The organism is Variovorax sp. GW821-FHT10D07, from assembly GCF_059415325.1.
In genome coordinates this window covers 60,558-84,499 of record NZ_JBWKMZ010000022.1, presented here as the reverse complement: position 1 = coordinate 84,499, position 23,942 = coordinate 60,558, and the positions used below count along the sequence as shown (strand labels likewise).

25 protein-coding genes are annotated in these 23,942 nt (G+C 72.4%); 15 read left to right on the top strand and 10 right to left on the bottom strand.

Annotation, left to right across the window (positions count from 1 at the left end):
• Positions 1-7: 7 nt before the first annotated feature.
• Both AC07PU_RS38820 and AC07PU_RS38815 read right to left on the bottom strand, forming a co-directional pair.
• Entirely contained in the window at positions 8-235 is a 228-nt protein-coding gene (locus tag AC07PU_RS38820) for a hypothetical protein (protein WP_093350714.1), read from the bottom strand.
• The gene (locus AC07PU_RS38815; RefSeq protein ID WP_495323207.1) at positions 232-1,221 is read right to left on the bottom strand and encodes a hypothetical protein; all 990 of its coding nucleotides are present in this window, start codon (positions 1,219-1,221) and stop codon (positions 232-234) included. Before AC07PU_RS38815 ends, AC07PU_RS38820 begins: the two co-directional genes overlap by 4 nt.
• 97 nt (positions 1,222-1,318) lie before the next feature.
• Between AC07PU_RS38815 and thiL the strand changes: the two genes are divergently transcribed.
• Positions 1,319-2,293 carry a thiamine-phosphate kinase gene (thiL, locus tag AC07PU_RS38810; RefSeq protein WP_495323206.1) on the top strand — a complete coding sequence of 325 codons (975 nt, stop codon included), beginning with the start codon at positions 1,319-1,321 and terminating at the stop codon, positions 2,291-2,293.
• A gap of 13 nt (positions 2,294-2,306) precedes the next feature.
• Here the strand turns inward: thiL and AC07PU_RS38805 are convergent, their stop codons facing one another.
• A complete protein-coding gene (locus AC07PU_RS38805) occupies positions 2,307-3,203 on the bottom strand; it encodes a LysR family transcriptional regulator (RefSeq protein ID WP_296781701.1) in 897 nt (298 codons plus the stop codon).
• Between the two features lie 100 nt (positions 3,204-3,303).
• Here AC07PU_RS38805 and AC07PU_RS38800 point away from each other — a divergent pair, with 100 nt between their 5' ends.
• Positions 3,304-4,317 carry a Bug family tripartite tricarboxylate transporter substrate binding protein gene (locus AC07PU_RS38800; RefSeq protein WP_495323205.1) on the top strand — a complete coding sequence of 338 codons (1,014 nt, stop codon included), beginning with the start codon at positions 3,304-3,306 and terminating at the stop codon, positions 4,315-4,317.
• 11 nt (positions 4,318-4,328) lie between these two features.
• Positions 4,329-6,035, top strand: a complete 1,707-nt coding sequence (locus tag AC07PU_RS38795) for an FAD-dependent oxidoreductase (protein ID WP_495323231.1) — start codon at positions 4,329-4,331, stop codon at positions 6,033-6,035.
• A 3-nt stretch (positions 6,036-6,038) separates the two neighbouring features.
• On the opposite strand, the gene AC07PU_RS38790 is transcribed toward AC07PU_RS38795, so the two are convergent.
• The gene (locus tag AC07PU_RS38790; RefSeq protein WP_495323204.1) at positions 6,039-7,505 is read right to left on the bottom strand and encodes an MFS transporter; all 1,467 of its coding nucleotides are present in this window, start codon (positions 7,503-7,505) and stop codon (positions 6,039-6,041) included.
• A 234-nt stretch (positions 7,506-7,739) separates the two neighbouring features.
• On the opposite strand from AC07PU_RS38790, the gene AC07PU_RS38785 reads away from it, so the two are divergent.
• Both AC07PU_RS38785 and AC07PU_RS38780 read left to right on the top strand, forming a co-directional pair.
• Positions 7,740-8,267 carry a phosphatidylglycerophosphatase A family protein gene (locus tag AC07PU_RS38785; RefSeq protein ID WP_495323203.1) on the top strand — a complete coding sequence of 176 codons (528 nt, stop codon included), beginning with the start codon at positions 7,740-7,742 and terminating at the stop codon, positions 8,265-8,267.
• An 11-nt stretch (positions 8,268-8,278) separates the two neighbouring features.
• Positions 8,279-8,809 (top strand): CinA family protein, encoded by a 531-nt coding sequence (locus AC07PU_RS38780; RefSeq protein WP_495323202.1) that lies wholly within the window; start codon positions 8,279-8,281, stop codon positions 8,807-8,809.
• Here AC07PU_RS38780 and AC07PU_RS38775 read toward each other — a convergent pair whose 3' ends face one another.
• A complete protein-coding gene (locus AC07PU_RS38775) occupies positions 8,810-9,994 on the bottom strand; it encodes an Acg family FMN-binding oxidoreductase (RefSeq protein WP_495323201.1) in 1,185 nt (394 codons plus the stop codon).
• Positions 9,995-10,072: 78 nt separating this feature from the next.
• Here AC07PU_RS38775 and AC07PU_RS38770 point away from each other — a divergent pair, with 78 nt between their 5' ends.
• From AC07PU_RS38770 to AC07PU_RS38760, 3 genes are read left to right on the top strand one after another with little or no spacing between them, the layout of a single operon-like run.
• A complete protein-coding gene (locus tag AC07PU_RS38770; RefSeq protein WP_296781706.1) occupies positions 10,073-10,969 on the top strand; it encodes a LysR family transcriptional regulator in 897 nt (298 codons plus the stop codon).
• 50 nt (positions 10,970-11,019) lie between these two features.
• Positions 11,020-11,517, top strand: a complete 498-nt coding sequence (locus AC07PU_RS38765; protein ID WP_495323200.1) for a nuclear transport factor 2 family protein — start codon at positions 11,020-11,022, stop codon at positions 11,515-11,517.
• Between the two features lie 23 nt (positions 11,518-11,540).
• Positions 11,541-11,861, top strand: a complete 321-nt coding sequence (locus tag AC07PU_RS38760) for a GNAT family N-acetyltransferase (protein ID WP_057595774.1) — start codon at positions 11,541-11,543, stop codon at positions 11,859-11,861.
• On the opposite strand, the gene AC07PU_RS38755 is transcribed toward AC07PU_RS38760, so the two are convergent.
• A complete protein-coding gene (locus tag AC07PU_RS38755) occupies positions 11,858-13,045 on the bottom strand; it encodes an MFS transporter (RefSeq protein ID WP_296781750.1) in 1,188 nt (395 codons plus the stop codon). The two genes, AC07PU_RS38760 and AC07PU_RS38755, sit on opposite strands and share 4 nt — an antisense overlap.
• Before the next feature lie 58 nt (positions 13,046-13,103).
• Entirely contained in the window at positions 13,104-13,901 is a 798-nt protein-coding gene (locus AC07PU_RS38750) for a UPF0149 family protein (RefSeq protein ID WP_495323199.1), read from the bottom strand.
• 56 nt (positions 13,902-13,957) lie between these two features.
• Here AC07PU_RS38750 and AC07PU_RS38745 point away from each other — a divergent pair, with 56 nt between their 5' ends.
• Positions 13,958-15,763 (top strand): FMN-binding glutamate synthase family protein, encoded by a 1,806-nt coding sequence (locus AC07PU_RS38745; RefSeq protein ID WP_495323198.1) that lies wholly within the window; start codon positions 13,958-13,960, stop codon positions 15,761-15,763.
• On the top strand, positions 15,760-16,659 hold the full coding sequence (locus AC07PU_RS38740; protein ID WP_495323196.1) for a BUD32 family EKC/KEOPS complex subunit: 900 nt from the start codon (positions 15,760-15,762) through the stop codon (positions 16,657-16,659). The genes AC07PU_RS38745 and AC07PU_RS38740 overlap by 4 nt, the downstream gene beginning before the upstream one ends.
• 11 nt (positions 16,660-16,670) lie before the next feature.
• On the opposite strand, the gene AC07PU_RS38735 is transcribed toward AC07PU_RS38740, so the two are convergent.
• Both AC07PU_RS38735 and AC07PU_RS38730 read right to left on the bottom strand, forming a co-directional pair.
• On the bottom strand, positions 16,671-17,126 hold the full coding sequence (locus AC07PU_RS38735) for a PIN domain-containing protein (protein ID WP_093350670.1): 456 nt from the start codon (positions 17,124-17,126) through the stop codon (positions 16,671-16,673).
• A gap of 7 nt (positions 17,127-17,133) precedes the next feature.
• Entirely contained in the window at positions 17,134-18,381 is a 1,248-nt protein-coding gene (locus tag AC07PU_RS38730; RefSeq protein ID WP_431511255.1) for a THUMP domain-containing class I SAM-dependent RNA methyltransferase, read from the bottom strand.
• An 80-nt stretch (positions 18,382-18,461) separates the two neighbouring features.
• Here AC07PU_RS38730 and AC07PU_RS38725 point away from each other — a divergent pair, with 80 nt between their 5' ends.
• The 5 genes from AC07PU_RS38725 to AC07PU_RS38705 all read left to right on the top strand — a co-directional run bounded on the left by AC07PU_RS38725 (position 18,462) and on the right by AC07PU_RS38705 (position 22,926).
• Positions 18,462-20,300 (top strand): ATP-binding response regulator, encoded by a 1,839-nt coding sequence (locus AC07PU_RS38725; protein ID WP_495323195.1) that lies wholly within the window; start codon positions 18,462-18,464, stop codon positions 20,298-20,300.
• Between the two features lie 92 nt (positions 20,301-20,392).
• Entirely contained in the window at positions 20,393-21,004 is a 612-nt protein-coding gene (locus tag AC07PU_RS38720) for a cytochrome b (RefSeq protein ID WP_495323194.1), read from the top strand.
• Positions 21,001-21,585 carry a YceI family protein gene (locus AC07PU_RS38715; protein ID WP_495323193.1) on the top strand — a complete coding sequence of 195 codons (585 nt, stop codon included), beginning with the start codon at positions 21,001-21,003 and terminating at the stop codon, positions 21,583-21,585. The genes AC07PU_RS38720 and AC07PU_RS38715 overlap by 4 nt, the downstream gene beginning before the upstream one ends.
• Positions 21,586-21,617: 32 nt before the next feature.
• The gene (locus tag AC07PU_RS38710; RefSeq protein ID WP_495323192.1) at positions 21,618-22,259 is read left to right on the top strand and encodes a YceI family protein; all 642 of its coding nucleotides are present in this window, start codon (positions 21,618-21,620) and stop codon (positions 22,257-22,259) included.
• A 22-nt stretch (positions 22,260-22,281) separates the two neighbouring features.
• A complete protein-coding gene (locus AC07PU_RS38705; RefSeq protein ID WP_495323191.1) occupies positions 22,282-22,926 on the top strand; it encodes a LysE family translocator in 645 nt (214 codons plus the stop codon).
• 10 nt (positions 22,927-22,936) lie between these two features.
• Here AC07PU_RS38705 and AC07PU_RS38700 read toward each other — a convergent pair whose 3' ends face one another.
• Positions 22,937-23,932: a Bug family tripartite tricarboxylate transporter substrate binding protein gene (locus AC07PU_RS38700; protein WP_495323190.1), complete on the bottom strand. Its 996-nt coding sequence runs from the start codon at positions 23,930-23,932 to the stop codon at positions 22,937-22,939.
• Between the last annotated feature and the right edge of the window lie 10 nt (positions 23,933-23,942).

The window sequence follows — 23,942 nt, the reverse complement described above, 5'->3', positions numbered from 1 at the left end:
GGGCGCCTCAGCGCGGCACGTAGCCCTTCTCGAGCACCGTGCCGTCCTCGGCATCGATCACGAAGCGCGCGCGCGCGCCGAAGGCGACGGCATTGCTCTCGATCTCCCAGCGCGCGGACTGCTTCGAGAAGAACCAGGGCTTGCGCAGCCGCGCCTGTACCGGCTCCACGAAGGCCCAGCCCTGCTGCAGCGCGATGCGGCGCGCGACGCCGATCGCGGTGGCTTCGTCGATCATCGCGCGGGCGCGGGCTGCAGCCGCGGCGAGGACGGTTGGGCCGGAGCCTGCGCGGGCAGCGGCGGCAAGGGCGGCAGCGCCTGCGGCATGCGGGGATGCGTGGGCATCGGCCCGTCGCTCACGCCGACCCAGAACAGGGTGCCGCCCAGCGAGATGGTGCCGATGGCCATGCCCTCGGCGCGCATCTGCGACACGGTGACGTAGCCGAACTGGATAGGGAAACGGTAGGCGCCGAGCGCCTGCGACAGGCCGTGCACCCGCAGCTGGCCGTAGCCCTCGGCCATCGCCTCCTCGAGGTAGCGCAGCAGCGAGGACTTCGAATAGGCGTTCCAGCGGAACTGCGCGCGCAGCTGCCGCAGCGGGCCGGTGCGCGGCGAGAAGTAGCGGTGCACGAGCTCGTGGAACAGCGTGACCTTCTGCTCGCTGAGGCTCTGGGCGCGCGAGACCGCGATCTCGCCGTACATGGTGGTGCCGCCGAGCTCGCCGCCGGGCAGCGAGCGCGGCCGGCTCAGCGACAACCCGTTGCCGGCCGGCGGCGGCGTGCCCACGTCGGGCAGCGGTTCGACGCGCGGCATGCCGCGCTGGACCACGGGCTTCGCGGCGCTGCGCAGCAGCATCGCCTGGATCGCGGAGATCCCCAGCAGCATCACGGCCTTCGCGAAGTGGCCGGCCGCCTCGTCGAGGTCGGCGCTGGTGCGGCCGTTGACGGCCTTGGTGGTGAATTCCGACAGCTCGCCCGCGCCCGAGAACACCGACATGCCGAGCGCCGCGAAGCCGACCACCAGCAGGATGATGTCGACCACCTCGCCCACGCCGAAGAAATGCGAGCCGGCCCACACCACCAGCGTGCCGGCGACGATCGCCAGCGCCTCGGGCTGCAGCATCGCCTCGACCGTGCCGCGCGCCTCGCCGGGCAGCAGCGGGAGCGAGCGGCGCATGGCTTCGCCGACGCGTTCGGTCGCGGACAGGGTCAGGGTATCGGGCATTCGGCGGATCTCCTCGGACAGTCCCCCAATCTAATGCATCGCGGCGGCGCCGCGTGTCGGCCATCGGCGCATGCCTTTCCCCGCTTATGCTCGGCGCATGGGTGAATTCGACCTGATCCAGCGCTACTTCCAGCGCCCCGCCACACGCTCGCCGCTGGGCGTGGGCGACGACTGCGCGCTGCTCGCGCCCGCGCCGGGCATGCAGCTCGCGGTCTCCTCGGACATGCTGGTCGAGGGCCGGCACTTCCTCTCGACCGTCGATCCGGTGCGGCTCGGCCACAAGGCGCTGGCGGTCAACCTCAGCGATCTCGCGGCCTGCGGCGCGAAGCCGCTGGCCTTCACGCTGGCGCTGGCGCTGCCGGGCGTCGACGAGAACTGGCTCGAGGGCTTCTCGCGCGGCCTGTTCGCGCTGGCCGACGAGCACGGCTGCGAGCTGGTGGGCGGCGACACCACCCGCGGCCCGCTCAACATCTGCATCACCGTGTTCGGCGAGGTGCCGGCCGGCGCGGCGCTGCTGCGCTCGGGCGCGCGCGCGGGCGACGAGCTGTGGACCAGCGGCACGCTCGGTGATGCGCGGCTGGCGCTCGAGAACTTCCGCGGCACGCTGTCGCTGCCGGGCCCGCTGTTCGAGCGCACGCGCGCACGCATGGAACAACCCGCGCCGCGCGTGGCGCTGGGCCAGGCGCTGCGCGGCATCGCGAGCGCGGCGGCCGACGTGAGCGACGGCCTCGCGGGCGACCTCGGCCACATCCTGCGCGCGAGCCGCGTGGGCGCGACGCTCGACGTCGACGCGGCGATGCACTGCATCGCGGCCGTGGCCGACGGCTCGGCGGCCGCCGCGGGGCTGGAACGCGACACGCTGCGCGCGATGGCGATCTCGGGCGGCGACGACTACGAGCTGGTGTTCACCGCGCCGGCCTCGGCGCGCGCGGCGGTGGAACAGGCCGGCCGCGACAGCGCGACGCCGGTCACGCGCATCGGGCGCATCGATGCCGAGAGCGGGCTGCGCTTCGTCGATGCCGCGGGCGCGCCGGTGGCGCAGCGCTTCGGCTCCTTCGATCACTTCGCCTGAACGCCAGTCCGCCTCACAGCGTGCGCTTGAGCACGTCGATGAACTGGCGCGCCGCCTCCGACAGCGTGTGGCCGCGCTTGGTGACCACCGAGATGTCGCGCGAGACGCGCGGCGCGCTCAGCAGCTTGATGACCAGCGCGGGATCGCCCGCCGCGCGCGCGAAGGCCGAGGGCATGATCGACGGGCCCATGCCGCAGGCGGTCATCCACAGCGCGGTCGAGAGAAAAGACACCTCGTGCGCGACCTCGAGCGCCACGCCCGCATCGCTGGCGGTGCCGTCGATCAACGGGCGCACGCCATAGCCGGGCCGTACCGTGATCACCGGATGGCGGCCGAGGTCGGTCCAGCGCACCACGCGTGCCTGCGCCAGCGGATGGTCGCTGCGGCACACCAGCGCGAGATGGTCGCGCAAGAGGCGCTGCGTCTCGACCTCGGCACCGGGCCGCTCGGGCGTGCCGATGCCGAAGTCCACGTGCTCGCCGAGGATGCGCGCGATGAACTGGTCGGGCGCGCAGTCGCTGACCACCACGCGCACCTTGGGATGCTGCTGCTGGAACAGTCCGATCGCCTCGGGCAGCAGGAAGGAGGCCAGCGTCGGCGTGATCGCGATCGAGACGCGGCCGCGCTCGAGCGTGGCGAGGTCGCGAAAGCCGGCCGCGAGCGCATCGACGTCGCGCAGGATGCGCTCGGCCGCGGGCAGCATCTCCTGCGCGGCGGCCGTCGGCTTGAGCGAGCGCGTGGTGCGGTCGAACAGCCGCGTGCCCAATCCGTCCTCGAGCTGGCGCAGCAGCATGCTCACGGCCGACTGCGTGACGAACAGCCGCTGCGCCGCGGCGCTGAGCTGCCGCAGCTGGTAGACGGCGAGGAAGGCGCGCAGCTGGCGGATCGTAGGACTGAAGTTCGCTTTCATCAGGAAACATGATATTTGGTTCTGAATTTCTTGATTTACGAATGAATCCGCCCATCGTTCAATCGGACGCAGAACAGACATGAACATTCAAGGAGTACCGATGACCGCAACGATCGCCCGCGGCGCGACACAACCGCTGCGCAGGCAATTGCTGCTGGCCGCGGCCGCCGCGCTGTCCGGCGGCCCCACCTTCGCGCAGGCACCCGCTGCGGGCGCCTTTCCCGACAAGCCGATCCGCGTGGTCGTGACCTTCCCGCCCGGCGGCAGCGCCGACGCGGTGGTGCGCATGCTGGTGCCGCGGCTCAACGAGAAGCTGGGTCAGCCGGTGGTGGTCGACAACCGGCCCGGCGCAGGCGGCAACGTCGGGCTCACGCTGGTGGCCAAGGCACCGGGCGACGGCTACACGCTGGGCGTGGGCGCGGCGGGCGCGCTCGCGGCCAACGCGAGCCTCTATGCGCAGATGCCCTTCGATCCGCTGAAGGACTTCAAGCCCGTGGGCATGCTGGCCGCGATCCCGTTCGTGATCGTGGGCCATCCCTCGATCGCGGCGCGCAACCAGCGCGAGCTGATCGCGCTCGCGAAGACGCAGCCCGGCGGGCTGTCGATCGGCCATGGCGGCAACGGCACGGCGATGCACCTGTCGGCCGCGCTGTTCGCGCAGATGGCCGAGGTCAAGCTGGTCGAGGTGCCCTACCGCGGCTCGGGCCCGGCCGCGCTCGACGCGCTCGCGGGACAGGTGCCGCTCGCGGTGGTCGACCTGCCCTCGGCGCTGCAGCAGATCAAGGCAGGCAAGCTGATTGCCTTCGCCGTCACCAGCCCCGCACGGCTGCCGATGCTGCCCGAGGTGCCGACGGTGGCCGAGGCCGGCCTGCCCGGCTACGACTCGACCGGCTGGTTCGGCGTGGTGGCGCCCGCGGCCACGCCGGCGCCGGTGGTCGCGCGGCTCAATGCCGAGATCAACGCAGCGCTCGGCGACGAACAGATCAAGGCCGCGATGCGCAACCTCGGCGTGGAACCCGCGCCGGGGTCGAGCGAGGCCTTCGATGCCTACATCCGCGCGGAGACCCGCAAGTGGGCGCAGGTGATCCGCACCGCCAACATCAAGCTCGAATAGACCCCGTGCGCATGAAGAACGACCTCGATCTCCAGGCCGACGTGCTGATCGTCGGCGCCGGCCCGGTGGGCCTCTCGCTCGCGATGGACCTGGCCTCGCGCGGCGTCAGCACGATCGTCTGCGAGACGCGCGGCTTCGCCGAGCCGCCGAACGTGAAATGCAACCATGTGGCGTCGCGCACCATGGAGCAGTTCCGCCGCCTGGGCGTGGCGCAGAAGCTGCGCGACGCGGGCCTGCCGGCCGAGCATCCGAACGACGTGGTGTTCCGCACCAGCGTGACGGGCACGGAGCTCGCGCGCATCCCGATTCCCTGCCGGCGCGACCGCTACACCGAGACCGAGGGCCCCGATGCCTGGTGGCCCACGCCCGAGCCGCCGCACCGCATCAACCAGATCTATCTCGAGCCCATCCTGCTGCGCCACACGGCCGCGCTGCCCGGCGTGACCCTGCTCAACCGCACGCAGGTCGGCGGCTTCACGCAGGACGCCGAGGGCGTGACGGCGATCGCCACCGACCTCGACAGCGGCGTGACGCGCAGCCTGCGCGGGCGCTACATGGTGGGCTGCGACGGCGGCAGCTCGGCGGTGCGCAAGCAGATGGGCGCGAAGCTCGAGGGCACGGCGGTGATCCAGCGCGTGCAGTCGACCTGCATCCGCGCGCCCGGCCTGCGCGCGCTGATCCCGGGCAAGCCCGCGTGGTCGTACTACGCGATGAACCCGCGCCGCTGCGGCACCATGTTCGCCATCGACGGCCACGAGACCTGGCTGGTGCACAACCACCTCAACGCCGAGGAGCCCGAGTTCGATTCGGTCGACCGCGACCGCTCGCTGCGCGAGATCCTCGGCGTCGGTCCCGACTTCGAGTACGAGATCCTCAGCAAGGAGGACTGGGTGGGCCGCCGCCTGGTGGCCGACCGCTTCCGCAACGGCCGCGTGTTCCTCGCGGGCGACGCCGCCCACCTGTGGGTGCCCTACGCGGGCTACGGCATGAACGCCGGCATCGCCGACGCGCTCAACCTCTCGTGGCTGCTCGCGGCCTGCGTGCAGGGCTGGGCCGACGAGGGCATCCTCGACGCCTACGAGGCCGAGCGGCTGCCGATCACCGAGCAGGTCTCGCAGTTCGCGATGGACCATGCACAGAAGATGATCCGCGCGCGCCGCGCGGTGCCTCCGAACATCGAGGCACCCGGCCCCGAGGGCGACGCGCTGCGCGCCGACATCGGGCAGGAGGCCTACGAGCTCAACGTGCAGCAGTTCTGCTGCGCGGGCCTGAACTTCGGCTACTTCTACACCGGCTCGCCGATCATCGTGCCCGACGGCGAGCACGTGCCGCCGGTCTATTCGATGGGCGCCTTCACGGCCTCGACCGTGCCGGGCTGCCGCGCGCCGCACTTCTGGCTGGCCGACGGCCGCTCGCTGTACGACGCCTTCGGCCCGGGCTACACGCTGCTGCGCTTCGACCGCAGCGCCGACGTGCGCGCGCTGGAACGCGCGGCCGACACCTACCGCATGCCGCTCACGGTGCTCGACATCGATGCCGCCGTGGTGCCGCCGGCCTACGCGCATCGCCTGGTGCTGTGCCGCGCCGACCAGCACGTGGCCTGGCGCGGCGCCTACATCCCGGCCGACGTGTACGAGCTGGTAGCGCGGCTGCGCGGCGAGCCGCAGCGCGAGCGCGCGACCAAGCGCGCGCTGCCGTGGGAAGGGGTGCTGGCCTAGCGTCTAGGCGTCGCGCGTGGCCGACACCACGCGCCGCGCCAGCAGCACCACCAGCGCCGGCGCGATCGCGAAGCTCGCGAACAGCCACACGGCCGCCGAGCGCGCGCCCTCGACGCCGCCCGGCTGCGTGAGCCCGGCCGCGTTCGCCACCAGCCCGGCCACCGCGGCGCCGACCGCCATGCCGTAGAGCTGCACCGTGGTGATCGAGGCCGAGGCCAGGCCTTCCTCGCCGGCCGGTGCGCGCGACATCACGCGCGTCAGCAGGTGCGGCCAGCCGATGCCCACGCCGAGCCCCACGGCCGCCAGCGCGAGCGCGACGGCCAGCGTCTCGAGCCCGGCGGGCAGATGCCCCGGCGCGGGCAGCAGCACGGCCAGCGCCGCCAGGCCCAGCGTGCAGACCACCGGGCCGGCACGCAGCATGCGGTCGGCACCCGCGCCGCTGCGCCCCGACGAGAGCAGCGAGCCCACGCTCCAGCCGCCGGCCATCGCGGCCGTGAGGTAGCCGGCCGCGAGCGGCGTGTGGCCGTGCAGCAGCTGCAGGAAATAGGGCACGAAGATCTCGGTGGTGGTGCCGATCAGCAGCAGCGCCACGCTGGCGTAGATCGCGCCCAGCGGCGCGGCGATCGAATAGGCGCCCGTGGGCAGCAGTCGCACGGCCGAGGCGCGGTCGACGCGCGTGGCGGCGATGCCGAGCGCCAGCCCCAGCGCGACGCCCGCGGCCTGCGCCGGCAGCGAGGCGCCGAACTCGCTGGCCGCGATCACCAGCACCGAGGCCAGCAGCAGCGCGATCTGCGGCAGCGCGATGCGCGGCGCCGTGGCGGGGCGCTCGTGCCGCACGCCGGCCGCGGGGCGCAGCTGCAGCGTCACCAGCAGCGCCTGCGCGGCCGCCACCGGCAGCAGGGTCCAGAAGGCCCAGCGCCAGTGGCCGCCCTGCGCGAACAGCCCGCCCACCGCCGGCCCGCACAGCGTGGCCACGCCCCACATGCCCGACACCAGCGCCACCGCGCGCGGCCACAGCCGCGGCGCGAACACCAGCTGGATCAGGCCGTAGCTCAGCGCCGCCAGCAGCCCGCCGCCCAGGCCCTGCACCGTGCGGCCGGCCAGCATCCACGGCATGGCCGGCGCGAGCGCGCAGCCGACGGAGCCGGCGCTGAACACCGCCAGCGCCGCGAGGCAGGCGCCGCGCGGGCCCAGCACCGCGAGCAGGCGCACCGACAGCGCCGCGCCGAGGATCGAGCCGAGCACGAACAGCGTGGTGCTCCAGGCGTACCAGTCGAGCCCGCCGATCTCGCGCACCACCGAGGGCAGCACGGTGGTGACGATATGGACGTTGACCGCATGCAGCGCGACGCCGCCGGTCAGCGCGAGCGCGCGCCAGCCGTTGCGGCCGCTGAAGAGTTCGCCCCAGCCGGCGGTGGCCGGCGGATCGGCGCGGGAGCGGTCGAGGGCGGGGGAGGAGGAAGAGGCCATGGTGGAAGCGTCGGCCCCGGCGGAGAAAACGCCCGGGCCCAGATCTGGAAAGGTGCCCGGATACTAGGCCGCCACCTCGAATTAAACAAGCAATTGCTTTGATAAATAAAATCGAAGACGGCGAGCCGCGCGCCCCGCCGGCACCCGCTGCGGCAAGATGCGCGACACTCCCGGCTGATGCACGCCGCCGTTCCCGTCTCCGATCCCGCCCGTCCGATGCCCACTTCCGGCGCCATGCCCCCGCCCTCCATCCGCCGCCCGAGCGCGCGCTTCCTGTTCTCGCATCCGGCGCACTTCGTCGGGCTGGGCCTGGGCTCCGGCCTGTCGCGCTTCGCGCCCGGCACCGTGGGCACGCTGTGGGCCTGGGCCGCGTTCTCGGTGATGCAGAACTGGCTGTCGCCGGCCGCCATCGGCTGGATCATCGGGGTCTCGCTGCCGCTGGGCTGGTGGGCCTGCACGCTGACGGCGCGCGACATGAACCTGGCCGACCCCGGCGCGGTGGTGTGGGACGAGGTGGTCGCGTTCTGGATCGTGCTGTGGCTGGTGACGCCGGCCGGCCTGTGGGCGCAGATCGTCGCCTTCGCCCTGTTCCGCTTCTTCGATGCCGCCAAGCCGGGCCCCGTGGCCTGGGCCGACGGCCTGTTCAAGCAGCGCGATGCCGCGCAGGTGCGCTGGTGGCACGCCGGCTTCGGCATCATGCTCGACGACCTGGTGGCGGCCTTCTGCTCGCTGCTGGTGATCGCGCTCTGGCGCGCCTGGTGAGACCCCGACCCATGGAATCCTCCTTCCCGCCCCCTTCATCGCAGGACCTCGACACGCCCGAGCTGGTGGAGGCCCTGGCCGGCCTGCTGCTGAAGAAGGGCTGGCTGCTGGCCACCGCCGAGAGCTGCACCGGCGGCCTGATCGGCGCCGCCTGCACCGAGCTCGCGGGCTCCAGCGCCTGGTTCGAGCGCGGCTTCGTGACCTACTCCAACGCGGCCAAGACCGAGTTGCTGGGCGTGGACGCCTCGCTGGTCGAGGCGCACGGCGCGGTCAGCGAGCCGGTGTCACGCGCGATGGCGCAGGGCGCGATCGCGCATTCGGCGCCGGCGCGCGTCGCGGTGGCGGTCACCGGCATCGCCGGCCCCACCGGCGGCACGCCCGACAAGCCGGTCGGCACCGTGTGGTTCGGCTGGTCGGTCGACGGCCAGGTGCGCACCGAGCGGCGCCGCTTCGACGGCGACCGCGCCACGGTGCGCGCGGCCACGGTGCGGCATGCGCTGCACACGCTGGTGCAGCTGCTCGAAGCCCCGAACGCGGCCTGATCAGGCCAGCGCGAACTCGCCCAGCGGACGGCGCGGCGCGGGCGGCACCAGCGCCATCGGATAGCCGATCCGGCACAGCAGCTGCAGCGTGCGGCTGCGCGCGTCGCGCGGCGGCGGCAGGCCCAGCAGCATCTCGTGCGCCGCCGCGTGGTGCGCAGCCATCTCCGCGAACTCCTCGAGCGGCTGGCTCATCGGGTGCATGCCCAGCCCGAGATCGGTGGCGCGCAGCTGCTGGCGCAGGTAGGCGCGGCCGGCGTTGAGCTGGTCGGTGCGGCTGTTGCCCGCGGTGCTGATCCAGCTGAAACCCATGGCCGTGCTGGCCTGGTCGACATACAGCGCCAGCGTGCGCTCGAAGGCGCGGCTGCCCTCGCGCGCCGGCACCTCGCGGTCGAAGCGGCCCAGCGCCACGGCCACGCGCAGCGCGGGATCGTTGAGCGAGAAGCCGTCGCGGTGCGCGAGGATCTCCTCGGGCCCCACGCGCAGCAGCCGCAGGTTCTCGCGCGCGGTGTGGGGCGTGGTGATCTCCACCCGCGCCGCGGCCAGGCAGAGCCGGCGCAGCGGCAGCACGCGCGCCATCTCGACCGTGCCGTCGGCGCGCAGCGAGCCGCCGTTGGGCACCGCCGCGCTCACGCCCTGCAGCAGCTCGGCCGAGACCGGGCGCGCGGTGTCGAAGCGCTGCTTCGGCGTGCGCCGGCGCAGCACCTGGGAGAACAGCGGATCGGGCGTGCCGCCGCCCGCGAGCCGCAGCCGCGCCACCGGCAGGTGGCCCCACTGCCGCGGGTCGGCTGGCAGTTCGCCCTGCGGCCACAGCTGCACGCTGGCCGCCACGCCCTGCTGGGCCAGCGCCATCACCAGCAGCTCGAGGAAGGCGCCCTGGCCGATCACCACCTGGCGGCCGAAGGGGTCGGTCTCGGGCAGCAGGCGCTCGCGGTCGCAGTACAGGACGATCGCATCGGGCTCGCGCAGGTCGACGCGCCAGGGCTGGTGGTTGTAGGCCGAGGGCGCGGTCACCGCATAGGCGATCGCGCGCCGGCGCACATCGGGCTCGTCGCCCGGACCGTTCCAGATCTCCAGGGCCGCGGCCGGCATGTCGTCGTGCAGCCACCAGGTGGCCAGTGCCGCGGCGCCCGCGGCCAACACCACACCGCCTCCCAGCAGCCGGACAAAGTTTCTTCGCTCGTCCATGCCGGGGATTATCGGAAGTCAAGATTGACTTCACAATTAGACAACCATTGACAACAGATATTCAGAATTGAATACCCCATGCGGCGCGGCACCGACCTCGATTTCGACTGGCGACTGATCCGCTCCTTCCTCGCGGCGCTCGACAGCGGCAGCCTGCTGGCCGCCTCGCGGCTGCTCAACGCGAGCCAGCCGACGCTGGGGCGGCACATCGCCGAGCTCGAGTCGCAACTCGGCGTGGTGCTGTTCGAGCGCACCGGCCAGGGCCTGCTTCCCACCGCCATGGCCACGCAGCTGGCCGAATCGGCGCGCGTCATGGAGAACGGCGCGCTGGCGCTGTCGCGCGGCGTGGCCGGCGCCAATGCCGCCACCGCGGGCACGGTGCGGCTGTCGGCCAGCCAGGCGGCGGCGCGCCACCTGCTGCCGGCGATCCTGGCGCGCATGCGGCTGGAGCTGCCCGAGATCCAGATCGAGCTGGTGGCCAGCAACGAGGTCAGCAACCTGCTGCGGCGCGAGGCCGACATCGCGCTGCGCATGACCCGGCCCGAGACCGCGAGCCTGGTGGCGCGGCGCGTGGGCCGCTTCGCGCTCGGCGCCTTCGCGCAGCGCGACTACCTGCGCCGCCGCGGCACGCCGCGCCACTGGACCGACCTGCTGCGGCACGACCTGCTGGGCTACGACCGCGACGAGAGCATCCTGCGCAGCTCGGCCGAGCTCGGCGCGCCGCTGCAGCGCGAGGACTTCTGCTTCCGCACCGACGACGTCAGCGTCTACTGGGAGGCGCTGCGCCACGGCATGGGCATCGGCTTCGTGGCCGAATCGCTGGCGCGCAGCGACCCCGAGGTGGTGCGCGTGCTGCCCGCGCTCAAGCTGCCCGCGCTGCCGGTGTGGCTGGCGGTGCACCGCGAGGTCCGCACCGACCGGCGCATCCGCGCGGTCTATGATTTCCTGGTGCGCACCCTTCCGGCCGCGCTCTGACCCTCTTCCCCGAGATCTCCAACCACCGCGCTCCCGGCGCCCGAGGCCCCATGACAGCCACCACCAATGCGCAGACCATCGAGCGCTTCTACGGCGCGTTCGCCCAGCTCGACGCCGCCACCATGGAAGCCTGCTACGCACCCGACGCGGTGTTCGACGACGAGGCCTTCTCGCTGCGCGGGCGGCGCGAGGTCGGCGGCATGTGGCGCATGCTGTGCGAGGCCACGAAGGCCAAGGGCGCCGACGTCTGGCGCCTGAGCCATCGCGACGTGCGCGCCGACGAACGCGGCGGCAGCGCCCATTGGGACGCCCACTACCGCTTCAGCGCCACCGGCCGCCTGGTCGACAACAGCATCGACGCGCGCTTCGGCTTCACGCCCGAGGGCCTGATCGCCACCCACCGCGACAGCTTCCCGTTCTGGACCTGGTCGCGCCAGGCGCTGGGCACGCCGGGGCTGCTGCTGGGCTGGTCGCCGATGCTGCGCAAGAAGGTGCGCGCCACCGCCGCCGCCAACCTCGCCAAATACCTCGCGAGCCGGCCCGCCTGAACACGACCATTGCAAGGACAACCATGAGCACCGACGACAACGCCCCGATCCTCTCGAACAACGAGGCCGAGCACCGCTACGAGGCCCGCATCGGCGGCGAACTCGCCGCGCTGGCCGAATACAACCTGCTGACCGACGCGATCATGTTCACCCACACCGAGGTGATGCCCGCGCACGAGGGCAAGGGCCTGGGCTCGAAGATCGCGAAGCACGTGCTCGACGAGGCCCGCGCGCGCGGCCTGCACGTGATCCCGGTGTGCCAGTTCATCGCGGGCTACATCCGCAAGCACCGCGAGTACGCCGACCTGGTGCGGCCGGACATCCAGCGCGCGTTCAAGATCTAGGAACGCGGCTTCGCGGTCGGCGCCGGCAGCCAGGCGAAGGCCGCGATGCCCGCCAGCAGCAGCACGGCGATGGTCGCCAGCACGGCCGTGAGGGGATCGCCGCCGTGCGCCGCCGCCACCGAGGCGGCGACGCCCGTGCCCCACTGCATCAGCGCCACGCCCATGAACATCGCCATGGTGAAGACCGCCATCGCGCGGCCCGTGAGCGCCGCCGGGTAGGCGCCGCGCACGTCGGCGTACTGCCAGACGATGAAGCCCGAGAGCACGCCGATCAGCAGCATGCCCGCGATGTCGAGCCAGGCGGAGTGCACGAAGGCGATCAGCGCGAACAGGCCCGTGTAGGCCAGCGCCCAGAGCACGATGCGGCGGCGCCGCGCGGCGGGATCGGTGCTGTCGAGCCGGCCGAACAGCGGCGCGCCGACCAGCGAGATCACCGACACCGCGAGCGCGACGTTGCCGCTCTGCACCAGCGAGAAGCCGTGCCGCTCGATCATCAGCGGCCCGAGCCAGAGCCCGCGCAGCGAGATGAAGGCGGCGTAGGTCACACCGCCCAGCACCACGATGCCCAGCGTGTGGCGCAGCATCAGCAGCGCGCCGAACTGGCGGATCGCCTCGGGCACCGACTCGCGCCGCGCCGGCACGGCCGCCGCGGGCTCGCGCACCCAGTGCCAGATCGCGAGCCAGGCCAGCGCGGCCGCCAGCGCCAGCAGCACGAAGCCGGCGCGCCAGGAGTGCGCCTGCACCAGCCACGCCAGCGGCGTGCCGGTGACCAGCATGCCCAGGCCGCCGATCGCCAGCACCAGCCCCGAGACGGTGGCGAAGCGCTCGGCCGGGAAGTGGCGCGCGATGAAGACGGTGCAGACCAGGAAGGCCGGCGCGCAGCCCACGCCGATCAGCGCCTGGGCCAGCACCAGCACCAGGTAGTTCGAGGACAGGGCCGACAGCAGCGCCCCCGCGATCGCGACCGGGAAGGCCACCAGCACGGTGCGCCGCACGCCGTGCAGGTCGATGCCGATGCCCATGAACAGCTGCATCGCGCCGAAGGCGAAATGGAAGGCGCCCGAGAAGATACCCAGCGCCTGCGGCGACAGGCCGAACTCGGCCTGCAGCGGGCTGGCCATGATGGCGCCGACGGTGCGGAAGGCCTGGCTCAGCGCCACGCCCGCGCACAACGCGAGCACCATGGCCCAGGCCGCGCGCGCGCTCAGCGCCGCGGCCGGTGGTGAAGCGGTACTGGCGCCCTCAGCCGGCACCGTGGCACTTCTTGTACTTCTTGCCGCTGCCGCAGGGGCAGGGGTCGTTGCGGCCCGGCGTGGCTTCCTTGCGGAGGGTCTCGACCTTGGGGCCCAGGCTCTTCCAGAGCTGGCGCAGGTCGTACACGGCCCAGATGGCGGCGCCGAAGTCGTCCAGGCGCTGCTGGCTCACGCTGGGCGGGCCGTTCTCGTCGTACATCGAGAGCACCGGCTTGGCCTTGTCGTCCTCGGTCAGCACGACGATGTTCTCGAGCGCGTCGTCGAGCATCTGGGCCGCCTCCTTGTCGCGCGGCGGGGTCCAGTCCTCGGGCCAGTTCTCGACCGCGTACATGAAGCCCAGCGCCCAGACCTGGGCGAACGAGGGCAGCGCCTCGCCCTCCATCTCGGCGCGCTCCTCGGGCGGCAGCGCGGCGACGGCGCCGCGGGTGTCGAGCACCTCGGGCTGCCAGCTGCGCTCGTCCTCGAGCGTCTCGACGTCGGCATCGAGACCGGTCTCGATCTCGCGCCAGCGGCGCTTCCAGTGCCAGACGAATTCCATCTGCTGGGCCGGCACGAAGCCGTCGCCCAGTAGCACGGGCCAGTACTCCGCGGGCTCGATGACGCGGCGGGTACAAACCAGCGCTGCCAGGAAGCCCTCGCAGAACTCCCATTGGGGAATTTCCTCGTCGTGCTCGCGCATCGCGTCGAGCGCCCGGTCGAGGGCGTCGAAGTCGTCGGGACCGAGGGGTTGCAGGTCGGGGGTGGGGGCCGGATTCGTGCCGGCGGAGTCGGGTGGGGTGGTCGTCATGGCAAGTTCGAAGCAGCCCTCTATGATGCAGCAGGCTCCGGCAGCCCCTCACAACCATGCCCACGATCACTCCGTTTCCGGTCCGCTACACCGCCTTCGCCCTGTGCGTGGCCGGTTTCGCGGCCAGCCTGGCCTTCGTCCTGGCCTCCCCCCATCTCTGGTTCGCCTGGCTCGCGCTGGTGGTGTTCGCGGTGCTCTCGGGCACCGGCGTGCACGACCTGCGGCAGACCCGGCACGCGATCCTGCGCAACTACCCGGTCATCGGGCACCTGCGTTTCCTGCTGGAATTCATCCGGCCCGAGATCCGCCAGTACTTCATCGAGAGCGATGCCGAGGCCGCGCCCTTCTCGCGCGCCCAGCGCTCGCTGGTCTACCAGCGCGCCAAGGGCGAGCCCGACAACCGGCCCTTCGGCACCCAGCTCAACGTGACCATCGCGGGCTACGAGTGGATCAACCACTCGATGCAGCCGACGAAACTCGCCAACCACGACTTCCGCATCGTGATCGGCGGCACGCCGCAGCCGGCCGATGCCAACCCGGCACAATCGGCCGCCGCCGGGCCGCCCCAAGGCGGCCGAGCCTCCCCCTCGGGGGGTGGCGAAGCACACGAAGTGGCAAGCCGGGGGGCCAACCATCCTTGCACGCAGCCCTATAGCGCCAGCGTGTTCAACATTTCCGCCATGAGCTTCGGCGCGCTCTCGGCCAACGCCATCCTCGCGCTCAACCAGGGCGCCAAGAGCGGCGGCTTCGCGCACGACACCGGCGAGGGCTCGATCTCGCAGCACCACCGGGTGCACGGCGGCGACCTGATCTGGGAGATCGGCTCGGGCTACTTCGGCTGCCGCAACGAGGACGGCACCTTCAGCGAGGAACGCTTCATCGCCAATGCGCGCGATCCGCAGGTGAAGATGATCGAGATCAAGCTGAGCCAGGGCGCCAAGCCCGGCCACGGCGGCGTGCTGCCGGCGCCCAAGGTCACGCCCGAGATCGCGGCCGCGCGCGGCGTGCCGATCGGCGTGGACTGCATCTCGCCCTCCTCGCACAGCGCCTTCTCCACGCCGACCGAGATGATGCATTTCGTGGCCCGGCTGCGCGAGCTCTCGGGCGGCAAGCCCACCGGCTTCAAGTTCTGCCTCGGCCATCCCTGGGAATGGTTCGGCATCGTCAAGGCGATGCAGGCCACCGGCATCACGCCCGACTTCATCGTGGTCGACGGCGCCGAGGGCGGCACCGGCGCGGCGCCGGTCGAGTTCAGCGACCACGTGGGCGCGCCGCTGCAGGAAGGCCTGCTGCTGGTGCACAACACGCTGCTGGGCGTGAACCTGCGCCACCGCATCAAGCTGGGCTGCGCCGGCAAGGTCATCACCGCCTTCGACCTGGCGCGCATGATGGCGCTGGGCGCCGACTGGTGCAACGCGGGGCGCGGCTTCATGATGGCGCTGGGCTGCATCCAGGCGCAGAGCTGCCACACCGGCCACTGCCCGACCGGCGTGACCACGCAGGACCCGGTGCGCCAGCAGGCGCTGGTGGTGCCGACCAAGGCCGAGCGCGTGCGCAACTTCCACCGCAGCACGCTGCATGCGCTGCAGGAGCTGGTGCAGGCCGCCGGCCTCGACCATCCGCAGCAGATCACCGCCCACCACATCGTGCGCCGCATCTCCGACACCGAGGTGCGCCTGCTGAGCAACCTGGTGATGCAGGTGCAGCCGGGCGCGCTGCTGGGCCCGCTCGACGAGCAGCACAACGTGTTCCGCACCTACTGGCCGCTGGCCAGTGCCGACAGTTTCCAACCCCTGACACAGGGAATGCAGGGCATGCAGAGCGCTCCCGCCGCATCCCAGGGGCTCGCGCTGGCCGCATGAATCCGCTGCGACGTGGCGGCGCCGGCGCGCGCCTTTCGATGCGCAAGGGCGTGGCCTCGGGCCCGGCCCCGCTGGATGCGATCCCCTCCCCGCCCGCGCCGGGCGACTACGCAGCCTTCCTGCGCACCACCCTGCCGCGCCAGGCCAAGAACGTGGCCAGCCACCGCTTCGGCGATGAGCGCGTGTGGCTCAAGAAGGCCGGCCCGCGCCACGGCAAGTGGGGCTACCGGGTGATGGCCGCGGTGGCGCGCATGGCGCGGCTGGACATCATCAAGCCGGTGCCCAACCCCGGCGGCGAGGCCGCCATCGCGACCGAGGCGCGCCGGCTGCGCCAGCTGGCCGCGGCCGGCCTGCGCGTGCCCCGGGTGCTGGCCGAGCAGGCCGACGGCCTCTTGATCTCCGACCTGGGCGCCAGCGGCCGCGGCACCGTGGTGCTGCAGGAGCGGCTCGACCAGGCCGCCACCGCCGGCCCGGCCGCGCTGCTCGCGGTCTGGCGCGAAGGGCTGGCGGCGATCGCCACCGTGCATGCGCACGGCCAGCACCTGAGCCAGGCCTTCGACCGCAACCTGGTGCAGTGCCCCGACGGCGTGATCGGCTACATCGACTTCGAGGACGACCCTTCCGAGGTGATGACGCTGGCCGAATGCCAGGCGCGCGACTGGCTCAGCTACCTGCATTCCACGGCCATGATGCTCGAGGCCGCCGCGCCCGACGCCGCCGGCCAGCACTGGCATGCGGCGCTGGCCGACGTGAACGCCGACGTGCGCGAGCGCATCGCGAACGCGGCGCGGCGCATGAAGTGGGCGCAGAAGCTGCCCGCGAGCCGGCGCTGGGGCCGCGACACGCAGCGCGTGCGGGCGGTGGCACGGCTTCTGGGCCGCTGGCACAACGCCTGAGCGCCAGCCAGCTATGGCAGCGGCTCGAAGGCCGCCTGCACCGCCACCCCGAGCGTGCCCAGCCGCTTGCGCATCGAGAGCACCGCCTTGTCCTTGCTGAGCAGCCGCGCGCGGTGCGCCACCGCGAGGTCGACGAACATCTGGTCGTCGGGGTCGCTGCAAACGTAGGGCGCGCGCTTCGGCACACCCTCCACCAGCCGCGCGCGCGCATCGAAATCGGCCAGCACGGCCGGCAACTCGAGCGCGCGCTGCGCCATGCGGCGCGCGATCAGCGGATAGCGCAGCACGCGCGCGAGCTCGCCGCGCATCGGCTCGGTGGCGACCCAGCGCAGTTCGCCGGCCGCAAGCACGGCGGCCAGCGGGGCCCAGGCCGGGTCCTCGAACACCAGCAGGTCGAGCGCGATGTTGGTGTCGATGACGATCGACGGCGGCGCGGGCAGCGCCGGGCTGTCTGCGGACACGCGCATGAAGCCGCTAGCCCCGCGCCGAACCCGCGACCATGTCGAAGCGGAACAGCCGGCACTCGATCGGGCCGTTCCACATCGGCACGCGGCGCGATTCCTTCAGCCGCATGCGCTTGGGCAGCTTGAGGTCGGGCGTGAGCACCCAGGCGGTCCAGCCCGGGTAGTTCTTCTTCCAGTGGCTCGCGAGCTGCGGGAAGAATTCGCCGCCGTCGCCCTCCGCCTCGCCCTCGGCGGGTGCCGCCACCTGCGCGGTCTCGCGCGCGCCGCTGCGCGCCACGCCGCCGATGCCGATGCGCTCGCCGTAGGGCGGGTTCAGCACGATCAGGCCGGCCTCGGCGGGCGGCATGCGCTGCAGCGCGTCGCCGCCGCGGAACTCGACCGCCTGGTCCACGCCCGCGCGCTCGGCGTTGCGCTGCGCGAAATCGACCATGCGGTGCGAGACGTCGGAACCGAAGATGCGCGGCGCGGCGCCCGCTTCGGCCGCCGGCGGTTCGGAGGCGGCGCGCACCGCGGCCCACACGTGGGGCTGGAACGGCAGCAGCTTCTCGAAGCCGAAGCGGCGCAGCCAGCCGGCCGGGATGCCGAGCGCGATCTGGGCCGCCTCGATGGCGATGGTGCCGCTGCCGCAGCAGGGGTCGTACAGCGGCTTGTCGGCGACCTCGCCGGTCTCGGGGTTCCACCAGCCGCTGGCGGCCAGCATGGCGGCGGCCAGGGTTTCCTTCAGCGGCGCGTCGCCCTTGTCCTGGCGCCAGCCGCGCTTGAACAGCGGCTCGCCCGAGGTGTCGATGTAGAGGGTGCAGGTGTCGGTGGTCAGGTGCGCGAACACGCGGCAGTCGGGCCACTGGGTCTCGATGCTGGGGCGCACGCCGCCGGCGCGGGCGCGGAAGCGGTCGGCGATCGCGTCCTTGATGCGCAGGGTGGCGAAGTTCAGGCTCTGCAGCGGGCTGTGCTGGGCCGTGGTCTCGATCTTGAAGGTCTGCTTGGGCGTGAACCAGATCTCCCAGGCCACGCCGCTGGCCAGCCCGTAGAGGTCGTTCTCGTTGCGGTACAGGCCCTGGGCCAGCTCGACCAGCACGCGCTGCGCGAGGCGGCAGTGCAGGTTGAGCTGCAGCACCTCGCGCCAGTCGGCGCGCACCCGCACGCCGCCGCGCAGCATCAGCAGGTCGTCGCCGGCACGGCCGGTGAGCGCATGCACCTCCTGCGCGAGAAACTCCTCGACGCCGGCGGCGCAAGGCAGGAAAAGGGAGAGATCATTCACGGAAGTTCGCTTGGTCGACGGCCGGCTACGGGATTGCCATTGTCGCTGTGTCGCCCTGCTTGCCTATAGTGGTCCGGTCCATGAAGCCCTTGCACGACTCCGCGGCGCCCGCCGCCCGCCCCGCCAGCGCTGGCGGAAACCCCGAAGCGCCAGGGGCCGCGCGGGACGACGGCTTCGCCATCCAGTGCGAGGTGCTGCGCATCTCGGTGCAGCCGATCGGCCCGATCCTGGCGGTGCAGTACCTGCTGAATTGCGGCATCGCGGCGCTGTTCGCCTGGCAGTTCTCGCTGCCGCTGTCGCTGGCCTGGCTGGGCCTGATCACGCTGGTGACGGTGATGCGCGCCTTCGTGCCGCAGCGCCTGCCAGAGCCCTTCACCCCCGACAGCCTGCGCCGCGCCCAGCGCGTGCACGTGCTGCGCACCGGCATCTGGGAGCTGGCGCACGGCGCGGCCGGCGTGCTGCTGTTCGACCCCTCGCGCATCGAGCTGCAGCTGCTGCTCGGCGTGATCGTGATGGGCATGACGCTGTCGGCCGCCTTCTCGGTCTCGTTCTACACGCCGGCCACGCAGCTCGCGATCACCCTGCTGCTGGCGCCGATCATCGTGATGGGCATCTGGCTCGGGCCGCCGATGATGATCGCGGTCGCCGTCATCGGCGCCGGCCTCACCGCCATGATGTGGAAGCTGGTGGCCGAGCGCTCGCGCCAGCTCGAGGAGAACATCGGCCTGCGCCTCAACGAGCGCACCCTGCGCGAGCAGGCGCTGGCCGGCCTGCGCGCCTCCGAGCAGGCCCAGGCCGAGCGGCTGCGCTTCTTCTCGGCCGCCAACCACGACCTGCGCCAGCCGGTGATGGCGATCGGCCTGCAGGCCGAGGTGCTGCGCCAGCAGCTGCGCGAAGGCGCCGACACGATGGCGGTGCAGCACACGGTGGGCTCGCTGGCACGCGCCCAGCAGGCGTTGGAAGGACTCACCAACCAGCTGCTGGAGATCGGCCGCATCGAGGCCGCGGCCGACCCGCTGCGCCCGGCCGCGGTCGCGCTGGCGCCGCTGCTGCACGAGCTCGCGCGCCAGGCCGGCGAGCGCCGCGTGCTGGTGCGCTGCCCGAGCGACGCGGTGGCCTGGAGCGACGCGGTCTCGCTGCGCCGCGTGCTCGCCAACCTGGTCGACAACGCCGTCAAGTTCACGCCCGCGGGCCGCGTGCTGCTGGCGGTGCGCGCGCGCCGGCGCGAGGGTGAGGGCGAAGGCGGAGCCGCCTGGCGCGTCGAGGTGCGCGACAGCGGCATCGGCATCGCGCCCGAGGCGCACGAGCGCGTGTTCGGCGACTTCGAGCAGATCGGCAACGTCGAGCGCAACCTGCAGCGCGGCCACGGCCTGGGGCTGGCGATCGTGCGGCGGCTCGCGACCCAGTTGGGCATCGAGGTGGTGCTGCGCTCGGCGCCCGGCCGCGGCTCGGTGTTCGCCTTCGAGCTCGCGGCCGCGCCCGCCGACGCGGTGCCGCTGGCGCCGGCCGCCCTCAAGCCGCCGCCCGAGGCCGCGCCCGCGCTGCGCCCCGGCCTCGCGGTGCTGGTGGTCGAGGACAACGCCGTGGTCGCCGACAGCCTGCAGTCGCTGCTGCGCCAGTGGGGCGCGCAGCCGCGCGTCTACGGCAGCGCCGCCGAGGCGCTGGCGCTGGCCGACCTGCAGGCGCTCGACCTCGCGCTGTGCGACATCCGGCTGCCGGGCGCGCTCGACGGCATCGCGCTGGCCACCCGGCTGCAGCAGCTCAAGCCCGCGCTGGCCATCTCGCTGGTGTCGGCCGACATCGACGAGGCCACGCAGCGGCTGGCCAACGAGCGCGGCTGGCATGCGCTGCGCAAGCCGGTGCAGCCGGCCGAGCTGCATGCGCTGCTGCGGCGCGCGCAGCAGGCGCCGCCGCGGTAGGAGTCTGCGCGGCAGAAGCCTGGGCGCGGCGCCACCGGGCGCGGCGTTCCGAGCTATGCTGCGCGCCATCCCCGATGCCGGCCCGCCCGCCGATGCCTAGCGCCCCCTCCGCCCCGACCCTCGCCGAACTGAAGGCGGCCCGCTACACGCCGGTCGCGATCGGGCTGCACTGGCTGCTGGCGCTGCTGATCCTCGGCGCGCTCGCACTGGGCCTGTACATGACCGGGCTGCCGTTCTCGCCGCAGCGCGTGCGCTTCTACAGCTGGCACAAGTGGACCGGCATCGCGATCCTGCTGCTGTCCGCCGTGCGCCTGCTGTGGCGGCTCGGCCATCCGCCGCCCGGCGTGCCCGACTTCGTGCTGGCCGCCATGCCGCGCTGGCAGCGCACGGGCCGCACGGTCAGCCACCGCCTGATGTACCTGCTGTTCTTCGCCGTGCCGCTGCTGGGCTGGGCCCAGAGCTCGGCGCTCGGCGTGCCGGTGGTGTGGTTCGGCGTGCTGCCGCTGCCCGATTTCGTGCCCGTGGACCGCGCGCTCGCCGAGCAGTGGCTGCAGCCGCTGCACCGGGCCGGCGCCTACCTGCTGGCCGCCGTCTCGGTGCTGCACGTCGCGGCCGTCGTCAAGCACCAGTGGATCGCGCGCGACGGCCTGCTGCGGCGCATGTGGCCCGGGCCGTCGTCGACTTCCAGGAAACCCAACGCATGACTTTCCTTCTTCACCGCTGGCACGGCGCGCTGGCGCTCGCCACGCTCCTCCTTCCGGCGGCCCATGCCGAGCCACCGCCCGCGCGGCTGGTGCCCGAGAAAAGCCAGATCGTGTTCGTGAGCAAGCAGATGGGCGTGCCGGTCGAGGGTTCGTTCAAGAAGTTCGACGCGCGCATCGCCTTCGACCCGAAGAAGCCCGAGGGCGGCAGCGTGGCGCTGCAGATCGACACCGCGAGCGCGGCCTTCGGCATCCCGATGACCGATGCCGAGCTGCCCAAGGCGCCATGGTTCGATGCCGCGCATTTCCCGCAGGCCGGCTTCCAGACCACGGCCATCAAGGCGCTCGGCGACGGCCGCTTCGAGATGGCCGGCAAGCTCACGCTCAAGGGCATCGCCAGGCCGCTGACCGTGCCCGTGACGATCGCGCCGGCCGCCAACGGCCAGTCGGTGGCCAGCGGCAGCTTCGTGCTGCAACGCATCGACTACAAGGTCGGCGACGGCGAATGGACCGACACCTCGGTGATCGCCAACGACGTGCAGGTGCGCTTCAAGCTCGTCGTCGACGGCCTCGGCACGCCCTGACCCCACACACTCCCCCGCATGCAGCACCCGCCATGAAGAACAAGACACTGCTTTCCGCCGCCCTGCTGGGCTTCGCGCTCGCCGCGTCCGGCCTTGCCGCCGCGCAGGAATACACCGCCCCGCCCGTCGCGGCCAAGCCCGCGGGCGGCCCGGTCAAGGGCGCCAGCTACGTGGTCGACCCGACCCACACCTTCGTCATGTACGAGATGGGCCACTACGGCACCACCACCAACCGCGGCCGCTTCAGCACCAAGGACGGCTCGGTGCAGATCGATGCCGCCGGCACCAGCGGCAAGGTCGACATCACGATGGACATCAGTTCGATCAACACCGGCGTCGACCTGCTGAACCGGCACGTGCAGAGCAAGGACTTCTTCAACGTCGCCGAATTCCCCACCGGCCGCTTCGTCGCCGAGCGCATCGCCTTCAGCGGCGACAAGGTGGCCGAGGTGCCCGGCACGCTGACGCTGATGGGCCAGACCAAACCGGTCACCCTCAAGGCCGTGCGCTTCAACTGCTACCTGAGCCCGCTGATCAACCGCCAGGTCTGCGGCGGCGACTTCGAGACCACCGTCGAGCGCAGCGACTGGGGCATCACCTGGGGGCTGAACTTCGGCTTCGAGAACAAGGTGAAGCTGCTGGTGCAGGTCGAGGCGGTGAACGTGCAGCAATGAATTCCGAAAGAGAGCACTCCCGATGATGGACACCACCCTTTCCCTGCTCGGCATCGCCGGCGCCATGGCCGTGGGCGCGATGAGCCCGGGCCCGAGCTTCGTGATGGTGGCGCGCACGGCCGTGGCCTCGCGCGCCGACGGCCTCGCGGCCGCGCTCGGCATGGGCGCGGGCGGGCTGGTATTCGCGATCGCGGCGCTCGCGGGGCTGCAGGCCGCGTTCCTCGCGGTGCCGGCGCTCTACCTCGCGATCAAGGGTTTCGGCGGCGCGTACCTGGTCTACCTGGGCATCCGCATCTGGCGCGGCGCTCGGCAGCCGCTCGCGATGGTGCCGGAGGCGGGCACGCCCGCCGCATCGGGCGGCCGCGGCAAGCGCACCTTCCTGCTCGGGCTGGCCACGCAGGTCAGCAACCCGAAGACGGCCGTGGTCTACGCCAGCATCTTCGCGGCCTTCCTGCCGCGCGAGGTGCCGCTGGTGCTGGCGCTCGCGGTGCCGGCCGTGATCTTCTGCATCGAGACCGGCTGGTACACCATCGTCGCGCTCGCGCTGTCGTCGGCAGCGCCGCGCTCGGCCTACCTGCGCTACAAGACCTGGATCGACCGCGCGGCCGGCGGCGTGATGGGACTGCTGGGGCTGCGGCTGGTGTGGTCGGCGGTGCGCGGGACCTGAGGCGGGACGCTCACTCGCCCTTGATGCCGGCGCTCTGGATCAGCTGGGCCCAGCGGGTCCGGTCCTCGCCGAGCCACTGGCGGTACGCGGCCGGCCCGAGGTGCTTGACCTCGGCGCCCAGCGACTTGAGCTTGGCCTGCATGGCCGGCTTGGCGAGCGCCGCGGCGATGGCGGTGTCGAGCTTGGCCGCGATGGGCGCGGGCAGGCCCGCGGGCGCGATGAAGCCGATCGGCTGCGCATAGTCCTCGAAGCCCTTGAAGCCGAGCTCGGCGGTGGTGGGCACCTGCGGATAGTCGGGATGCCGCTGGGCCGTGGTGGCGGCCAGGATGCGGATGCGGCCGCTCGCGACGAAGTCGGACACGCCGACCATCGGAAAGAACATGAAGTCGACCCGGCCCGCCATCACCTCGGTCAGCGCCGGCGCGTTGCCCTTGAACGGGATGTGGTTCATCTTCGTCTTCGTGCGCTGCTCGAGCAGCGCGGCCGCCAGGTGCGCCGAGCCGCCCACGCCGGCCGTGCCGTAGCTGACCGCGCTCGGCCCGCTCTGCGCCTTCTTCACCAGGTCGCCGAGCGTCCGGTACGGCGAGTCGCCGGCCACGACGATGAGCTGCGGCAGCACCGCGACCATGCTCACGGGTGTGAAGTCCTTGACCGGGTCGTACTTGACGCGCTCGGGCTGCAGCAGCGGATTCACGTTGTGCGAGATGGTGTTGACGACCAGCGTGTAGCCGTCGGGCGCGGCGCGCTGCACGTACTCGGTGGCGATGTTGCCGTTGGCGCCCGGCTTGTTCTCCACGATGACCGACTGCCCGAGCGCGGTGCCGATGTCCTGCGCGAACACGCGCGCCAGGATGTCGGTCGGGCCGCCGGCGCTGTAGCCGACCACGAGCTTGATCGGCTTGTCGGGGTAGTCGTTCTGGGCCTGCGCGCGGCCGTGGAGGCCGGCGCTGCCGAGCAGCGCGGCGGCGATCAGCAGCAGGCGGCGGGTGGGGAGATGTCTCGTCATCTTGTTTTTC